This window comes from Nonomuraea sp. NPDC003804 (assembly GCF_040610675.1).
Lineage (GTDB): Bacteria > Actinomycetota > Actinomycetes > Streptosporangiales > Streptosporangiaceae > Nonomuraea.
Map to the genome: position 1 here is coordinate 44666 of NZ_JBEXMT010000020.1, position 15626 is coordinate 60291.

At 69.8% G+C, this 15626-nt stretch carries 14 protein-coding genes; 9 read left to right on the top strand and 5 right to left on the bottom strand.

Translation table 11 applies throughout. The features are described from left to right. Nucleotides 1–8: 8 nt before the first annotated feature. The 5 genes from ABZX22_RS26085 to ABZX22_RS26105 form a co-directional block, all read right to left on the bottom strand. Nucleotides 9–1880, bottom strand: coding sequence for a cellulase family glycosylhydrolase (locus ABZX22_RS26085; protein WP_354913583.1), 1872 nt, complete (start codon nt 1878–1880; stop codon nt 9–11). A gap of 135 nt (nt 1881–2015) precedes the next feature. Further along, nucleotides 2016–2339, bottom strand: a complete 324-nt coding sequence (locus ABZX22_RS26090) for a hypothetical protein (protein ID WP_354913585.1) — start codon at nt 2337–2339, stop codon at nt 2016–2018. Nucleotides 2340–2488: 149 nt separating this feature from the next. Beyond that, entirely contained in the window at nt 2489–3694 is a 1206-nt protein-coding gene (locus ABZX22_RS26095) for an ROK family transcriptional regulator (RefSeq protein WP_354913587.1), read from the bottom strand. A gap of 129 nt (nt 3695–3823) precedes the next feature. Continuing rightward, nucleotides 3824–4702 carry an RNA methyltransferase gene (locus ABZX22_RS26100; protein WP_354913589.1) on the bottom strand — a complete coding sequence of 293 codons (879 nt, stop codon included), beginning with the start codon at nt 4700–4702 and terminating at the stop codon, nt 3824–3826. After that, nucleotides 4650–5402, bottom strand: a complete 753-nt coding sequence (locus ABZX22_RS26105; protein ID WP_354913591.1) for a DUF4184 family protein — start codon at nt 5400–5402, stop codon at nt 4650–4652. The genes ABZX22_RS26100 and ABZX22_RS26105 overlap by 53 nt, the downstream gene beginning before the upstream one ends. Nucleotides 5403–5510: 108 nt before the next feature. Here ABZX22_RS26105 and ABZX22_RS26110 point away from each other — a divergent pair, with 108 nt between their 5' ends. The 9 genes from ABZX22_RS26110 to ABZX22_RS26150 all read left to right on the top strand — a co-directional run bounded on the left by ABZX22_RS26110 (nt 5511) and on the right by ABZX22_RS26150 (nt 15620). Next, on the top strand, nt 5511–6146 hold the full coding sequence (locus tag ABZX22_RS26110; RefSeq protein ID WP_354913593.1) for a cation transporter: 636 nt from the start codon (nt 5511–5513) through the stop codon (nt 6144–6146). A 132-nt stretch (nt 6147–6278) separates the two neighbouring features. After that, nucleotides 6279–8036 (top strand): substrate-binding domain-containing protein, encoded by a 1758-nt coding sequence (locus tag ABZX22_RS26115; RefSeq protein WP_354913595.1) that lies wholly within the window; start codon nt 6279–6281, stop codon nt 8034–8036. A gap of 108 nt (nt 8037–8144) precedes the next feature. Beyond that, nucleotides 8145–9737, top strand: a complete 1593-nt coding sequence (locus tag ABZX22_RS26120) for a sigma-70 family RNA polymerase sigma factor (protein WP_354913597.1) — start codon at nt 8145–8147, stop codon at nt 9735–9737. Between the two features lie 261 nt (nt 9738–9998). Continuing rightward, a complete protein-coding gene (locus ABZX22_RS26125; RefSeq protein WP_354913599.1) occupies nt 9999–10367 on the top strand; it encodes a hypothetical protein in 369 nt (122 codons plus the stop codon). After that, nucleotides 10364–11494, top strand: coding sequence for a GNAT family N-acetyltransferase (locus ABZX22_RS26130; RefSeq protein WP_354913600.1), 1131 nt, complete (start codon nt 10364–10366; stop codon nt 11492–11494). The genes ABZX22_RS26125 and ABZX22_RS26130 overlap by 4 nt, the downstream gene beginning before the upstream one ends. 220 nt (nt 11495–11714) lie before the next feature. After that, nucleotides 11715–12551: a glycosyltransferase family 2 protein gene (locus ABZX22_RS26135; RefSeq protein WP_354913602.1), complete on the top strand. Its 837-nt coding sequence runs from the start codon at nt 11715–11717 to the stop codon at nt 12549–12551. A gap of 9 nt (nt 12552–12560) precedes the next feature. After that, nucleotides 12561–13502, top strand: a complete 942-nt coding sequence (locus ABZX22_RS26140) for a glycosyltransferase family 2 protein (protein WP_354913604.1) — start codon at nt 12561–12563, stop codon at nt 13500–13502. Beyond that, the gene (locus ABZX22_RS26145; protein WP_354913605.1) at nt 13499–14302 is read left to right on the top strand and encodes a polysaccharide deacetylase family protein; all 804 of its coding nucleotides are present in this window, start codon (nt 13499–13501) and stop codon (nt 14300–14302) included. Before ABZX22_RS26140 ends, ABZX22_RS26145 begins: the two co-directional genes overlap by 4 nt. Further along, the gene (locus ABZX22_RS26150) at nt 14295–15620 is read left to right on the top strand and encodes a hypothetical protein (protein WP_354913607.1); all 1326 of its coding nucleotides are present in this window, start codon (nt 14295–14297) and stop codon (nt 15618–15620) included. The genes ABZX22_RS26145 and ABZX22_RS26150 overlap by 8 nt, the downstream gene beginning before the upstream one ends. Nucleotides 15621–15626 lie beyond the last annotated feature (6 nt).

The window sequence follows — 15626 nt, forward strand, 5'->3', positions numbered from 1 at the left end:
GCGGCCTTTCAGAGTTTGCGGCAGTACAGGGCGTCCGGCGTGCCGTAGCGTCCGGCGCTGTAGGAGAATGCGATCCCGGCGGCGTACTCGTCGGAGGCGCACTGCGCCTTGCGGTAGCCGTAAGCGTAGTCGCCGCCCTCACCGGAGGCGGGACGGCTGTCGCCCCGGTCGTCCCACAGCGTCCGTCCTGCCCCGGCGAGCGGGACCCGCCCGGGAGCGCAGAGGACAGCCGAGACCCGGTCGCCGCGCAGGCTGTAACCGTTCATGAACTGGCCCGCGGGGCACTGGTACTTGGTGAACCCCGACGCCCAGTCGGTCGTGACGTTCTCACTGGTCACCACGGTCGCCGGGCCGGAGGCCCACAGGTCCGCCGCTCCGGCGTCGGTGCACAGGCCGCCCTGGCCCTTCTGGCTGACGCCGATCAGGCGCTGGTCGTCAGGGCATGACAGCTTGCGCGCGCCCGAGTCCCAGTCTCCCTGGGCCCGCATCCGCGCCGACTGGTTCGCGTCGTCGTGGATGGCCCGCAGCATCGACCAGGTGCGGACAGGGGCGACCGGCCCGGTGTGTCCTGCGGCGGCGATCAGGCGACGCCAGTGCGCGCCCCGCCAGTCGCCGGTGTCGAGCACGCTGCGCAGCCCGCCGTCGGCCGAGTAGCGGACGAGGCCCCAGGTGTTGCCCTGGTCGTTCTCCTGGAAGCCGACCATCGGCCAGTACGCGAACTCCACGTCGGCGTCGATGAGGAAGTCGACCATGGCGGCGAACCAGGCCTTGTCCTTGTCGGTGGCGGACTTGCCGACGCCGAACTCGCTGATCCACACGGGGGCGGTGAAATGCCGGTCCGGCGTGGTCGCCACGTAGGTGGCGGTGTCGCGCATGACGGCGAACAGGTCGGAGCGGCTCAGGTCGCGATAGCGGGGGTCGTGGGTCTCTCCGAGGCCTTCGGCGCCGGTGTGCTGTGGGCCGGTGTAGCCGTAGAAGTGCGCGGCGTAGACCAGTTTGTGCGAGCGGACGAGGGTCTGCGAGAGCGTGCCGACCGGCTTGAGGAGCGGTCTGTCGTGCCAGACCCCGTCGAGCGGGATCCCCGACCAGTTGATCCCTTCGATCATGATGAGCAGATCCGGGTTGGCCTCGGCGAGGATGCGATCACCGGCCCGCTGGGCGGCGGCGGCCCAGTCGTGGTCGTCGCCCGAGCCCCAGTTGGGATTGTCCCAGGTGTCCCGGCGCACCTCGTTGCGCAGGTCGGCGCCGACGACCCGGTTGTTGGCACGGTACCGCCTGGCCATGAACACCCAGTCGTCCAGCCACTTCTGGGTGCTCTGGCTGCTGTTCCACCGCTCGTTGCCGTCGACGCCGCAGCACCAGCGGGTGGTGGTCGTGTGGTTGTTGAGGATGACGGCGAGCCCGTCGGCGGTGAGCGCCTCGACGACCTTGTCGTAGACCTGGAGCGGGGTGAGGCCGCGCAGGTCCGGGTTGGCCGCCACGCCGGCGTCGGTGACGGGTCGCGCGTCGTTGATCATCGCGTTGGAGAACGGCAGGCGGACGCTGTTGACGCCGAGCGCCCGGAAGTCCGCGATCAGCCTGCTCATCGGGACGCGGTCCAGGCCGAGCGGGACCCGGTGGGAGGTCTCCGAGGCGTAGTTGTTGGCGGGGTCCTCGTCGTCGCCGCTGCCGGTCCAGGTGCCGCTGGCGCCGTGCCAGTTGCCGGACCGCAGCTTGAACCGCTTGCCCGTGGCGTCCACGATGTAGCGGCCCCGGGTGCTGAGCGGTCCCTCCCAGGACGCCGTGAGGGGAACCGGCTCGGCGGCGGACGCGGAGGAGGGGATCACGGCCAGGCCGCTGACAGCGGTGGCGAGGACGGCTAACAGTGCTCTGATTCTCATGAGGCACCTCGGAGGGGAGAGTGACGCGCGAGGACCGCGACGTCGCGGGGGGTGGAGGGAGGCTCGCTCAGTCCTTCATGCCGGTGGCGGCGATGCCCTGGACGATGTGACGTTGCGCGATCAGGAAGACCACGATCAGCGGGAGGATCGTGACGACGGCCCCGGCGAACAGCGCCGGCAGGTTGATCGTCTGCGAGGTGAGGAAGGTGGACAGCGCGATCTGGGCGGTCCACGACTCGGGGTCCTGGCCGATGACGAGCGGCCAGAGGAAGGCGTTCCAGCCTCCAGGAACGACAGCGCGCCCAGCGAGGCGAGCATGGCGCCCGAGTTGGGCAGCGCGACCCGCCAGTACACGCCCAGATGGCCCAGGCCGTCCAGGCGGCCCGCCTCCTCGATCTCCTGGGGGAACTTCAGGTAGAAGTTGCGGAAGGCGCGGCGGGAGGTGGTGAAGGTGTTCATCGGGGGGTTGGTTCCTTTCTGCAGGGCTGCAGGGGCGGAGGCGCCCTGTCGGCCACGGGGTGGGCCTTCTCTTGGCGGCCGCGGGGTGGGCCCTTCTCCGGGGACCGCGGTGTGGGCCTTTTCTGGGGTACGGCTTCTGGGGTACGGCGCTAGCCGGCGGGGGTGACGAGGGATTGGACGGCGACGGCCGCCGCGCCGCGTGCCCACTCCTCGAACGGCAGCGGGCGGATGATCAGGCCGCACCGCCCCGCGCTGCCGTAGGCCTGGGCCGCGAACGCCTCGCGGATCGACTCCTCGAGCAGGTCGTAGGCGTCGAGCCCTTCGCCGGAGACCACGAGACGTTCGGGGCCGAAGAGGTTGGCCACCACGGCCAGCCCGAGCCCGATGGCCTGGCCGACGGTGCCGAAGACCTTGCGGAGCACCTGGTCGCCGGAGCGGGCCCGCTCGACCGCCTGGCTGATCGTGAGGTCCTCGACGCCGGTGGCCCGGCGGGCTTCGGTGATCAGGGCCTGGGTGGAGGCCAGCGCCTCCAGGCAACCCATCGCGCCGCAGTGGCACTGCGGCCCCTCGATCCCGATCGGCACGTGACCGATCTCGCCGGACACGCCGAACGCGCCGGAGATGAGACCGCCGTTGGCGACGAACGCGCTGCCGATTCCGGTGCCGACGGTGACCAGGGCGAAGGAGGAGGCGCCGATGCCCTCACCGAACCACTGCTCGGCGACCGCGAGGGCCTTGACGTCGTTCTCCAGGGTCGTGGTGAGCCCGGTGGCCTCCTCGAGGAGGGCGGCGAGCGGAACGTCCCGCCAGCCGAGGAACGGTGAGTAGCGGACGGTGCCGGTGTCGCGGTCGGCGTCGCCGGGGATGGCGACGCCTAGCCTGCGGGCCCGCTGCCGGAAGTCGGGGTGCTGGTCCAGCAGCTCCGTGACGAGCGCGGCGATGGCCGCGACGACGTCGGCGGGTTCCATGGGGGCGCCGGGGGCGTCGGTCCGCACGTCGAAGCCGGGGACGGGGTGGTGACGGGCGGCCACGACCCGGGCGCCGAGGTCGGTGACCACGCCGATGAGATCGTCACCGGTGATCTTGATGCCGACGAAGTACTCGCGTTCCGGCACGATCGCCAGAGGGCTGGCGGGCCTGCCCGCCCCGGGGGCGGTCCGCTCGACGGGCGCCAGTTCCTTCAGGTATCCCGCGTCGATCAGCGGCCGCGCGGTCTTGGTCACCGCGGCCGGTGACAGGCCGGCCAGCCGGGCGAGGTCCACCCTGCTCACCGGGCCGAGGGTGAGGACCATGGTGAAGATCGCGGCGGCGGTGGGGCCAGTGATGGGCGTCCCGGGGTCCTGGCTTCTCGGCATGCCGGTCACCGTAGAGTCAACTAATTAATGTCGTCAAGAATTTAATTCCGAGCGTTCACGCCCTACACTTTCCGCATCGTCGCCGATCTTGCGAGGAACGCCCCGTCATGCCCGAGTTCGCCGCCCGGGTTACGGTTGTTGCCCACCTGGACGGATGGAGGTGCCGCGCATGAGGCCGTGGCAGGCGATCGCGGCGGCGGCCACCACGTTCAGCGAGTCCACCCCCGCCTCCATCGCGGCCGGGCTCATCGGGATGCACACCTGCTCGTCGGCCTCCCGCAGCCAGCGCGAGGACAGCCCGTCCCCCTCCGACCCGAGCAGCAGCGCCACCCGATCACCCATCTCCACAGCATCTATAGGCGTGACGCTCTGATCAGGGGTCAACGCCAGCGTCTGGAAGCCCGCCGCGCGGATCTCCTCCAACCCCTCGTACCAGTTGTCCATCCGCGCGTAGGGGATCGCGAAGACCGCTCCCATCGACACCTTGACCGATCTTCTATAGAGAGGGTCAGCACAACGGGGCGAGAGGATGATCGCGTCTACCCCCAGAGCGGCGGCGCACCGGAAGATGGCCCCGACGTTTCCGTGGTCGACCAGATCCTCCAGGACCACGATCCGCGACGCGCCCGTGAGCGTCTCGGCCACCGGCGCCACGGGCAGCCGCTCCATCGAGGCCAGCGCTCCCCTGTGCACCTGGAAACCGGCCACGCCCTGCATGACCCCCTCGGAGACCACGTAGACGGTCGCGCCGCCGAGCACGTCGGCCAGCGACTCGAGCCAGCGTTCGGTGGTGAGGACGGCGCGCACGGGATAGCCCGCGCCGATCGCCCTCCTGATCACCTTCTCCCCTTCGGCGACGAACAGGCCCTGCTCGGCCTCCAGGCTCTTGCGCAGTTCCACGTCGCGCAGGCCGGTGAAGTCGGACAGGCGGGGGTCGTGGGCGTCGGATACGTACTCAGGCACCGTCGAATACTGCCATGAGCCGCCTGAGCTGCCAGATCCCGGCATAGACGATGAGCACCAGGCACGACCCGACGAGCGTTCCCGCGCCGAGTCTGGTGACCAGGGAGGCCAGCCCGCCGTCCGGCGGGTTCAGCAGGGGCCAGCAGACCGCGCCCGCCACGGACCCGGCCACGCCCGCCCACAGCACCGCCCGCCGTACCCGCTCGGGCAGGACCAGCCCCTCGGGCGGGGGGACGTCGGCCATCCGCGACAGGCCGCGCCACGCCCACCAGGTCACGAAGGCCAGGCCGGCGACCGAGGAGATGTACTGCAGCAGCCGGAAGACGGTGACCACGCCCAGCACCTCGTGGTCGAGCCACGTCCACCCCCAGATCGCCGAGCTGTAGGAGTGGGTGAAGGAGTCCCAGAACACATGGGTCGCCGCCCCGGCCGCCGCGCCCGCCACGAGGGGCAGGGTCCGCGGGGCGGGGCGCAGCGAGGCGGCCCTGCCCACGAGGTCCGGAGGCAGCAGCGCGACGAGCGGCAGCCGGAACAGGCCCGCGAAGGCGGCCACCAGCACGCACACCACGAGCGGGTCGACCGTGACGACCCAGGCCGGGGAGTGCCAGAGCGAGTAGTCGGGAAGGAAGGGCAGGAAGATCGGCAGGTCGGGCACCATCGCGCCGAGCGCGAGCGCCCACGGATCGAGCCACCGCACCCTGAACAGCGGGACGACGGCGGCGACATGGCTCGGTGTGAACGGCACGGACACTCCCCTGTGATGTTTGACCGAGCTTTGCACAGAAACTCCACCATAACGGAGGGTAGTGAGTAGTGTACGGAGCGCTGTCATTGACCGCGTGATAGGGAGATCATGGTGCCTGACTGTCTGGTTTCCGCACCGGCCCCGTCAGCCGCCTGGCTCCGCGACGCGGCGCGGGCCCGCGTCCTGTCGGTCGTCACGCTGGTGTGGCTCGGCCTGGAGAGCACGCTCGGCCTGGCGGCCGGGCTGTCCGCGCACTCCGTCGCGCTGATCGGATGGGGGCTGTCCTCCCTCGTCGAGGCGCTGGCCAGCCTGATCGTGGTGTGGCGTTTCACCGGCTCGCGGACGCTGTCGCCCCATGCGGAGGAGCGGGCCAGGCGCGCGGTGGCGGTGAGCTTCTGGCTGCTGGCGCCGTACCTGGTCGCGCACGTGCTGTACGACCTCGACGCGGGCCACCGCGCGGCGCCGACGGTGCTCGGCGTCGTGGTCACGTCGGTGAGCCTGGTGAGCATGCCCGTGCTGGGGCTGGCCAAGCGACGGCTGGGCGCCCGGCTGCGTTCGCCGGCCACCCGCGGGGAGGGCGCCCAGAACCTCATCTGCGCGGCGATGGCCGCCGGTGTCCTGGCGGGTCTGTGGCTCAACACCTTCGGCGTCTGGTGGGCCGATCCCGCGGTGGCGACGGCTCTCGCGGTGGTCGCGGTGCGCGAGGGAACGCGCGCGTGGCGTGGTCACGACTGCTGCCACTGACCGGCACGCTGGGTAATCGATGCACCACATCACTGGTTTTGCCACACCAAGCGCACCGAGTATCGTTCGGTCAGCGCCGCGGAGTTTCTCCCGGTATGGTGACCCGAACTTATCGACACCAAAGAGGGCAACGTGGGGCGACACCGTACAGACGAGCTCGATGACGGCTACACCTCCCCGCGCCGGCGCCCCAGCAGAGGGCGCGGCAGAGTACTGGTCCCCCTGGCGGGTGCCGTGGCGCTCGCCGTCCTGCTGGGTGTCGCCGCCTTCGTCCTGTTCACCAGGGAGCGCGGCTGTTCGGGCGATCCGCTCGCGCTGCGCGTCGTGGCCACCCCTGACATCGCGCCCGCCCTGAACAAGATCGCCGGTTCGTTCAACGAGACGGGCAAGGCCGTGGACGGCAAGTGCGTCGGCGTGACCGTCGTCAAGGAGTCGGCCGCCAAGTCGGCCAACAGCTTCGCCAACGGCAAGTTCGACGCCGACATGTGGATCGCCGACTCCAGCCTGCTGGTCGACATGCTGCGCGAGGCCGAGTCGGGCGTCACGCTGCCCGCGCCCACCGGATCGGTCGCCAGTTCCCCCATCGTGCTGGTCGCCGCCAAGAGCGCCGCCGCCAACCTGACCAAGAGCCTGAAGCCGAGCTGGCAGAGCCTCATCAGCGTGACGAACGTGGCCAACGCCGACGGCGTCGCCAAGAAGATCCGTGTCCTGGCGCTCGATCCGGCCAAGAACTCGGCCGGGCTGGGCGCGCTCGTGGCCGCCGCGGGCGCGGCGAAGAAGGCGGGGCTGGGCGACGAGCAGCTCGTCGGCGCGCTGAAGAAGCTGTCGGAGCAGATCGCCGCCGACCCGAGCGCGCTGCTGGCCAGCCTGACCGTCAAGTCGGGCAGCCGGGTGCCGATCGGCGTCGCCTCCGAGCAGAGCATCTGGGCGCACAACAACAAGAAGTCCGCCTCACCCGTCGTCCCGCTCTATCCCGAGGACGGCACGCTGAGCCTCGACTACCCCGTCGTCGTCACCGCGAAGGACGCCGCCACGCAGAAGGCCGCCGCCGCCTTCACCCAGCAGCTCGCCACGGACCCCGCCAAGAAGACCCTGCGCGACCACGGCTTCCGCACGCCCGACGGCAAGGGCGGCGGCGCGCTGGCCGCCGACAAGGGCTTCGAGCAGGCCGCCCCCCAGGCGCTGCCCTCGCCCGACACCAGGAACGTGGCGAGCATGCGGCAGACCTGGTCGCGCCTCAACCTGGGCACCAGGATGCTGGCGCTGCTCGACGTCTCCGGCACCATGGCGCTGCCCATCCCGGGCGCGGGCATGACCCGCATGCAGGCGATCACCAAGATCGCCGGCGAGGGTCTCGCGCTGTTCCCCGCCGACAGCGAGATCGGCGTCTGGAGCTTCTCGACGCTGCTCGACGGCCAGAAGGACTACAAGGAGCTGGTGTCGGTCGGACCGCTGAGCGAGATGGTCGACGGCGTGCCCCGCAAGCAGATCCTCGGCCAGCAGCTGGCCACGGTGCAGGCCAAGGCCACCGGCGACACCGGCCTCAACGACACGCTGATGGCCGCCTACCAGGAGATGAAGGACACCTACGAGCGCGACAAGATCAACACGATCCTGGTCCTGACCGACGGCGCCGGCAACGACGACCCGACGGGCAAGGTCACCAACGCGCAGATGGTGGAGTTCCTGGAGAAGGAGTACGACCCCAAGCGCCCGGTCAACCTGCTGATCATCGCCTTCGGGCCGGACGCGCCCAAGGGCAGGAAGCAGATGGACGCGCTGGCCGCGGCCAGCGGCGGCGAGGCCTACATCGCGGAGAACATCCTCGATGTCCGCAAGTTCTTCGTGCAGGGCATGAAGCGGCGCCTGTGCGCGCCCGACTGCCGCTGACACAGGCACCGATACCCGGTCGTTATGCCAGGGCAACCCCTCTCCAGAAGGGGACGTCCTACCCGCGTGGGGCTGTGAGAAGGAGCTCGCCCGCGGGGAGGAAGATCCGTGCCCGGATGGCCTACTGTCGACCGCGCCGACGATCACCGGCTGGTGATGGCGCTGCGCCGGGCCGACCCCGACGCTCCCGCCCACCTCTACGACGCCTACGCCGAGCGGCTCCACGACTACGCCTGCTCGCTGACCGGCGACCGCGCCGCCGCCGCCGACGCCGTGCACGACGCGCTGGTGACCGCGCAGGGCCGTACCGACCAGCTGAAGGAGAGCGGCAGGCTGCGGGCATGGCTGTACGCCCTGACCCGCTTCCAGAGCGTGGCCAAGACCCCCCGGACGCCTGGCACCCCGCCCCCCGTGCTCGACGACCCGGAGGACCCCGAGCTGGCCGAACTGGTGCACGAGGCGCTCGGCGAGCTGAGCAGGGGCGAGCGTGAGGTCCTCGAGCTCTCGTTGCGGCACGGGCTGACCCCATCGGAGGTGGGGGCGGTGCTCGGGCTGACCTCCAGGCAGGCCGCGACCAGGCTGGGCAGGGCGCGCGACCATCTGGAGAACGCGGCCGCGGCGGTCGTGCTGGCCAGGACGGGACGCGCCCACTGCCCCGACCTGTCGGCGATGGTCGACTCGTGGGAGGGGCCGCTCACGCCGATCCTGCGCCGCCGCCTGTCGGGGCACATCGGCGGCTGCGAGGTCTGCACCGAGGGCAGGCACCGGCACGTCTCGGCGGGCAGGCTCCTCGACATGGTGCCCGTCGCCTTCCCGCCGATCTCGCTGCGCCGCAGGGTGATCGAGACCTGCACCAGCCCGGAGCGCGACCAGACCCGCACGTTGATCACCGAGCGCGGCGACAGCTTCGACAGGACGGGTTTCCCCGTGATGGCCGAGCGCCGCTCCCGCCGCAGGCCGCGCCGCCTGGCGCCGGTCCTGACCGTCGGGGCGTGCGTGCTGGCCGCCACCGGGGCGATGATCGTGATGAACGGCCAGGCCGAGCCCGCCGCGCTGCGCATCGCGCCCACCACCGCTCTTTCCGCCGATCCCTCTGCCGATCCCTCCGCCGACGAGCCCGCGCCCGCCGACCCCTCGGCTGAGCCGCCGGCCGAACCCGAAGCGCTGGGCGACGGCGAGGAGACGGTCGAGCCGACGCCCTCGGCGGGCCGTACGGAGGAGCGGGCGCCCCGGTCGCGGACGGCGGCCAGGCCGGTGCGGACCCCCGCCGCCCTGCCGTCGACCCGGCGCCCGGCTCCGTCGATCACCCGCACCAGGCCGCCCGCGCCCGCGGCCAGGCTGTCGGTCACCTGCCCGGGAACGGTCGCGGGAGCGGGCACGGTACGGCTGGCCGCACGCGACGCCACCGTCACCTGGACCGCGGGCGCGTCGGACGGGCTCGACGTCTTCCCCTCCGGCGGGTCGATCAAGGCGGGCCGGTCGGTGTCGATCTGGGTGACGGTCAACGATCCCGGCTCCGGCGGCGCGGGCACCGTCACGATCAGGTCCAACGGCGGCGGTGGTTCCTGCGCCGTCTCCTGGAGCGGGCAGGACGGCCATGTCCCCGAGCCGACCGACGATCCGACCTCTTCTGTACCGTCCGAAACACCGGACCCAGGTGTGGCGCACAGCACGGCGACGCATGAGGCGCAAGGTGATTAAGAGCTCAATTTGGCGACAATGACCAACAAACCCGACTTCACGCGATGATGATCTCCCGCGATAGGGCAAGCTAGTGGGCCTGGGGGCCACGCAGTGTGGGACGCTCTTGACAGTGTGTTGAACAACACATTGGAATCTTGGCATGTCCGGTAAACCTGGAGCTGCCGCCAGACGTCGGCATTGACGAGCCCGATACATGGTTGATCCCATGAACTATGTGATCAGTCACGTCTACGCCAGCTAGCAACCGGGAGTGGGGAGATGATCAGCAAGTGGAGGGCGCTCACGTGGGTGCTCGCGGCCGCGTGCATCGCGGGGGCGGTGATCGCGCTCGCCGATATCCAGACGCCATTGCGTCCACTTCTGATCTCTTTGTTCCTCTTGGTCGTTCCTGGTGCTGCGGTAGTCGGACTGTTGCGTGATCGTGACCCTCTTGCCGCACTATCAGTAGGAGCCGCGGCGAGTCTCGTCCTTAACGTTCTCCTTGCCCAAGCCATGCTTCTGTTCGACGCATGGTCCCCACGGGCCGGCGTTGCGACAGTCGCCGTGCTCGCTGGGTTCATGTACGTACTGCGCGTGTTGTATCGGGGGAAGAACATGCAAAGCGATCTGGGGGCGAGGTCACGGTGAGAATCTCGATCGTTCGCCCCGGCGAACTCGGCGACCCCGAGCGGGTTCGATGGCGGGAGCTGCAGAAGGCGGACCCCTCGCTGGACAACCCCTTCCTGTCGATCGAGTTCGCGCTCGCCATGGATCGCCTGCGTGACTACGTGAGAGTGGCCGTCATCCACGACGGCGACTCGATCGCCGGTTTCTTCCCCTACGAACGGCACAGCTTCGGCATCGGCAAGCCGCTCGGCGGCTTCCTCACCACGTGTCATGGCCTGATCTCGGCCCCCGGGCTGAAGATGGACACGAAGGCCCTCCTGCGGGCCGCCAAGCTGAGCGTCTTCGACTTCGACCACATGGTCGCCGGTCAGCCGACGTTCGCGCCGTACGAGACCGATGTCCGGCCCGCTCCGATCATGGACTTCTCCGACGGCTTCGACGCCTGGATCGAGCAGGTCAAGAGCAACTCGCCGAAGAACCTGAAGACCGTGCGCTACAAGGAGCGCAAGCTCGGCAGGGAGCAGGGCGAGCTGCGCTTCGAGTACGGCACGGCCGATCCCGAGGTGCTGCGCGTGCTTCTGAACTGGAAGTCCGACCAGTACCGCAGGACCGGCAGGGTCGACAGGTTCGCCCAGCCGTGGATCGTGGAGCTCATCGACCTGATGCACGCCGAGCGTTCCGCCGACTTCTCCGGTGTCCTCACCATGCTCTACGCCGGTGACACTCCGGTGGCAGGCCATTTCGGACTGCGCACGGCGACCACCCTGGTCGGCTGGTTCCCCGCCTACGACACCGAGTTCGCCCGCTACTCCCCCGGCATCGTGCACCACCTGCAGATGGCCGAGCACGCGGCGCGAGCCGGACTGCTCGCCGTGGACATGGGCAAGGGCGGCAAGGAGTACAAGGACTGGCTGAAGAGCGGAGTCCTCTACGTCTCCGAGGGACGGGTGTCCCGCCCGTCCGCAGCCGCCGCCGTCCACTGGATCGGCAGGACTCCCGTGAACAAGGCGCGAACAATCGTGCTGGACCGACCGTCTCTCTATAAGGTGGCCGATCGCGTACTGAAGGGATTCGGGCGGGTGCGCACGACTCTGCAGTCCGATTCGTCATCGGAACGAGTGGCCAAGGAACCTACGGGAGCGCGCTGAGCGCCCCCGTCCCTCGGCAGCACAGCACCACCAGCACGAGCACCAGCACCATTTGCACCACCAGCACCACTGGCACCACCAGCAGCACCATTGGCACCCTCACTCCACTTGGACCCTTCATGCACCGTTCGTCACTTCTGCCATTCCTGACGATCCGTGTGATCGCGGATGGCCCCGGGTCCGTACGGCAGCGACAGGTCCCGGAAGGAACTAGCGCACCATGAGTCCCGACATCATCAAGACCAACGGCCACAAGGTCCAGGGCGCGGCCCTGCGATCGATGCCGCCGATCGAGCGGTTCACACCGCTCACGCCTCACCTGGCCATCTCCCCGACCGTCAGCGTGGTGGTGCCCGCGATGAACGAGGCGGAGAACCTGCCGCACGTCTTCGCCACCATCCCGCAGTGGATCGACGAGATCGTGCTCGTCGACGGCAACTCCGTCGACGACACCGTGGCCGTGGCCCGCAGGCTCAGGCCGAACGTCAAGATCGTCACCCAGACCGGCAAGGGCAAGGGCGACGCCCTGGCGGCCGGGTTCGCCGCGTGCACCAGCGACATCATCGTGATGATCGACGCCGACGGCTCCACCGACGGCCACGAGATCATCTCGTTCGTGGGCGCGCTCGTCACCGGGGCCGACTTCGTCAAGGGCTCGCGCTACATCTCCGGCGGCGGCAGCGACGACCTGACCTTCAGCCGCTACTTCGGCAACAAGGTGCTGACCACGCTGGTCAACGTCTTCTACCGGACCAAGTACACCGACCTGTGCTACGGCTACAACGCCTTCTGGACCCGTCACCTGCCGGTGCTCGACCTCGACTGCGACGGCTTCGAGGTGGAGACGCTGATGAACGTGCGCGCCGCCAAGGCGGGCCTGCGCGTGCACGAGGTGCCCAGTCATGAGCGCTGCCGGATTCACGGTGAGAGCAACCTGCACGCCGTCCGCGACGGCATCAGGGTGCTGAAGACCATCCTGCGCGAGCGGCGCCGCCGTCCCGCGCGGCCCGTGCCCGAGCCCGCCACTCGCCCGGCGGCTGATCGGGGCGTCGCGTAAAGGTCCGTCATGAAAAGTTCGGTCGTCATCTGCGTCTACACCGAGGACCGCTGGGAGGACATCAGGGAAGCGGTGGAGTCCGTCGAACGCCAGCGGCGTCCCGCGCATGAGCTGATCCTGGTCGTCGACTACAACCCGGATCTGCTGCTCAAGCTGAAGCGGGCCTATCCACGCGCCATCGTGGTGGAGAACGCCCACGACAAGGGGTTGTCGGGCGGCAAGAACACCGGGGCCGACGTGGCGACCGGCGACATCGTCGCCTATCTCGACGACGACGCCGTGGCCGACGCGGGGTGGTTGGAGGCTTTGGAGGAGGGCTTCCAGGACCCCGCAGTGGTCGGCGTGGGAGGCAGGACCGACCCGCTCTGGCAGACCGGCAGGCGCCCCGGCTGGTTCCCCCACGAGTTCGACTGGACCGTGGGGTGCAGCTACCGGGGCATGCCCGCCGTACGGTCGCCCATCCGCAACGTCATGGGCGGCAACGCCGCGTTCAGGCGTCAGGCCGTCGGCGAGGTCGGCGGCTTCCACAGCGGCATCGGCCGCAGCGTGCAGGGCCGCAAGAGCCGCCCGCTGGGCTGCGAGGAGACCGAGTTCTGCATCAGGCTCGCCCAGCGCAGACCCGGTTCCGTCATGCTGTACGAGCCCGCCGCGGTGATCGGCCACAAGGTGCCGGCCCAGCGGGCCACCTTCGCCTACTTCCGTTCCCGCTGCTACGCCGAGGGCCTGTCCAAGGCCCTGGTCACGCAGAGCGTCGGCACGCAGGACGGACTGAAGAGCGAGCGCGCGCACGCGCTGAAGGCGCTGCCGCTGGGCGCGCTGCGCGGCCTGGGCGACGCGGTGCGCGGCGACGCGTCGGGGCTCGGCAGGGCCTTCGCGATCGTGATCGGGCTGGCCTGGACGACCTGGGGTTACGTGGTCGGCTCGGCCCGGCTGAAGGCGGTGCGCACATGATCAGGGTGCCGATCCTGATGTACCACTCGGTCACCGAGCGGCCCAACCAGGACACCAGGCCGCACGCGGTGCGCACCTCCGACTTCGCCGAGCAGGTCGACTACCTGTCGACGCGGGGCTTCACCCCGCTGACGGTGGCCGACCTGGTCGCCGCCGTCCACAAGAACAACGGCCGGTCGCTGCCCGACAAGCCGGTCGTGCTCACCTTCGACGACGGCTACGCCGACTTCCACACCAACGCGCTGCCGATCCTCGAGCAGTACGACTTCCCCGCCACGGTCTTCCTGACCAGCGGCTGGGTCGCCGACGCGGGCAAGGACGCCGCGGGCCGCCCGCTCGACGACATGCTCACCTGGGGCCAGGCGCGCGAGATCGCGCAGTCCGGCATCGAGATCGGCGGCCACAGCCACAGCCACCCCCAGCTCGACCAGCTGCCCGACGCCGAGCTGCGGCAGGAGCTGCGCAGGAACAAGGGGCTGCTCGAGGACAGGATCGGCGCGCCGGTCGCCACGATGGCCTACCCCTACGGCTACTCCAGCGCCAGGGTGCGCCGCGAGGTGCGCAGGGCGGGCTACTGGGCGGCCTGCGCGGTCAACAACGCGCTGGCCGCCGACCGCCACGACCTGCTGGCCATCCCGCGGCTCACCGTGGGCAGGCAGACGTCGATGAGCATGTTCAGGCGCGCCGTCGAGGGCTCCGCGGTGCCGTTGATCTACCTGCGGGAAAGGGTGCTCACCAAGGGCTACGCCGTGGTGCGGCGGACCAGATACGGGCTGCAGCGGGTACGCGGGAATGTCTGAGCGAACGGTCCTGCACAAGCTCCTGCAGGACCTGCGCAACCCGCTGTTCCGCAACGGCTACGCGCTCATGGCCAACACGGCGATCACCGCCACCCTCGGCATGGGCTACTGGCTGCTGGCCACCCGCTTCTACACCCCCGAGGAGTTCGGCAGGGGCCAGGCGCTCATCACCGCGATGCGGCTGTTCGCCTCGCTGACCGCGCTCGGCTTCGTGGGCGCGCTGGCCAGGTACATCCCCGTCGCGGGCCGCGGCACCGGCGCCGTCATCCTGCGCGGGTACGGCATGGCGGCCGCCACGGGCGGCGCCGCCGCCGTCGGCTTCCTGCTGACGCTGCCGGTGTGGGGCGACATCTACGCGGTGCTCGGCACTCCCGCCATGAGCCTGTTCTTCCTCGGCTCGGTGCTGGTGTGGTCGGTGTTCACCCTGCAGGACGTGGCGCTCACCGGGCTGCGCCAGGCCACCTGGGTGCCGGTGAACAACCTGGTCTTCGGCGTGGTCAAGATGGCCCTGCTGGCGGTTCTCGCGAGCCGGCTGCCCGACGGCGGCATCTTCGTCTCCTGGATGATCCCGACGGCGATCGCGCTCGTCCCGATCAACTTCCTGATCTTCGGCATCCAGGTGCCGCGGCACATCCGCGCGACGGCCGAGCAGAACGCCGATCCGCCGCGGCTGCGCGAGATGGGCAGGTTCCTGGCCGGCGACTTCCCCGGCACGCTGTCGATGCTGGCGATCGTCTACCTGGTGCCCGTGCTGGTCGCGGCCAGGCTGGGCGAGGCCGCCTTCGGGCGCTTCTCCATGGCGCACACGCTGGGCTGCATGATCGAGCTGCTGGCGATGAACATGGCGGTCTCGCTGACGGTGGAGGGCTCGTTCGACCGTTCGAGCCTGGCGGCCAACGCGAGGAGGTCGCTGAAGCGCGCCCTGATGATCATCGGACCGATCATCGGCGTGGCGCTGGTCGCCGCCCCGCTCATCCTGACCATCTTCGGCTCGGAGTTCGCCGTCGAGGGCACCACGCTGCTGCGGCTGATGGCGCTGGCGGTCCTGCCGAGGGTGCTCATCGAGGTCTACCTGAGCTCGTTGCGCGCGCTCGGGCAGGCGCGGAAGCTGGCGGTGGTGCAGATCGGGCTGGCGGTGCTCGTGCTCGCCTCGATCATGGCGCTCTTCCCGGTCGCAGGCGTGAACGCCGTGGGATACGGTCTTCTCTTCAGCGAGATTTTGGTAGCGTTGTTGATCTTCAGAAGTCTCCGTAAAATTCTCAGACATGGCGATACCGGGCAACCACGCGTCACGCAAGCGTCGCCCGAGGTCGCATGATGGTCA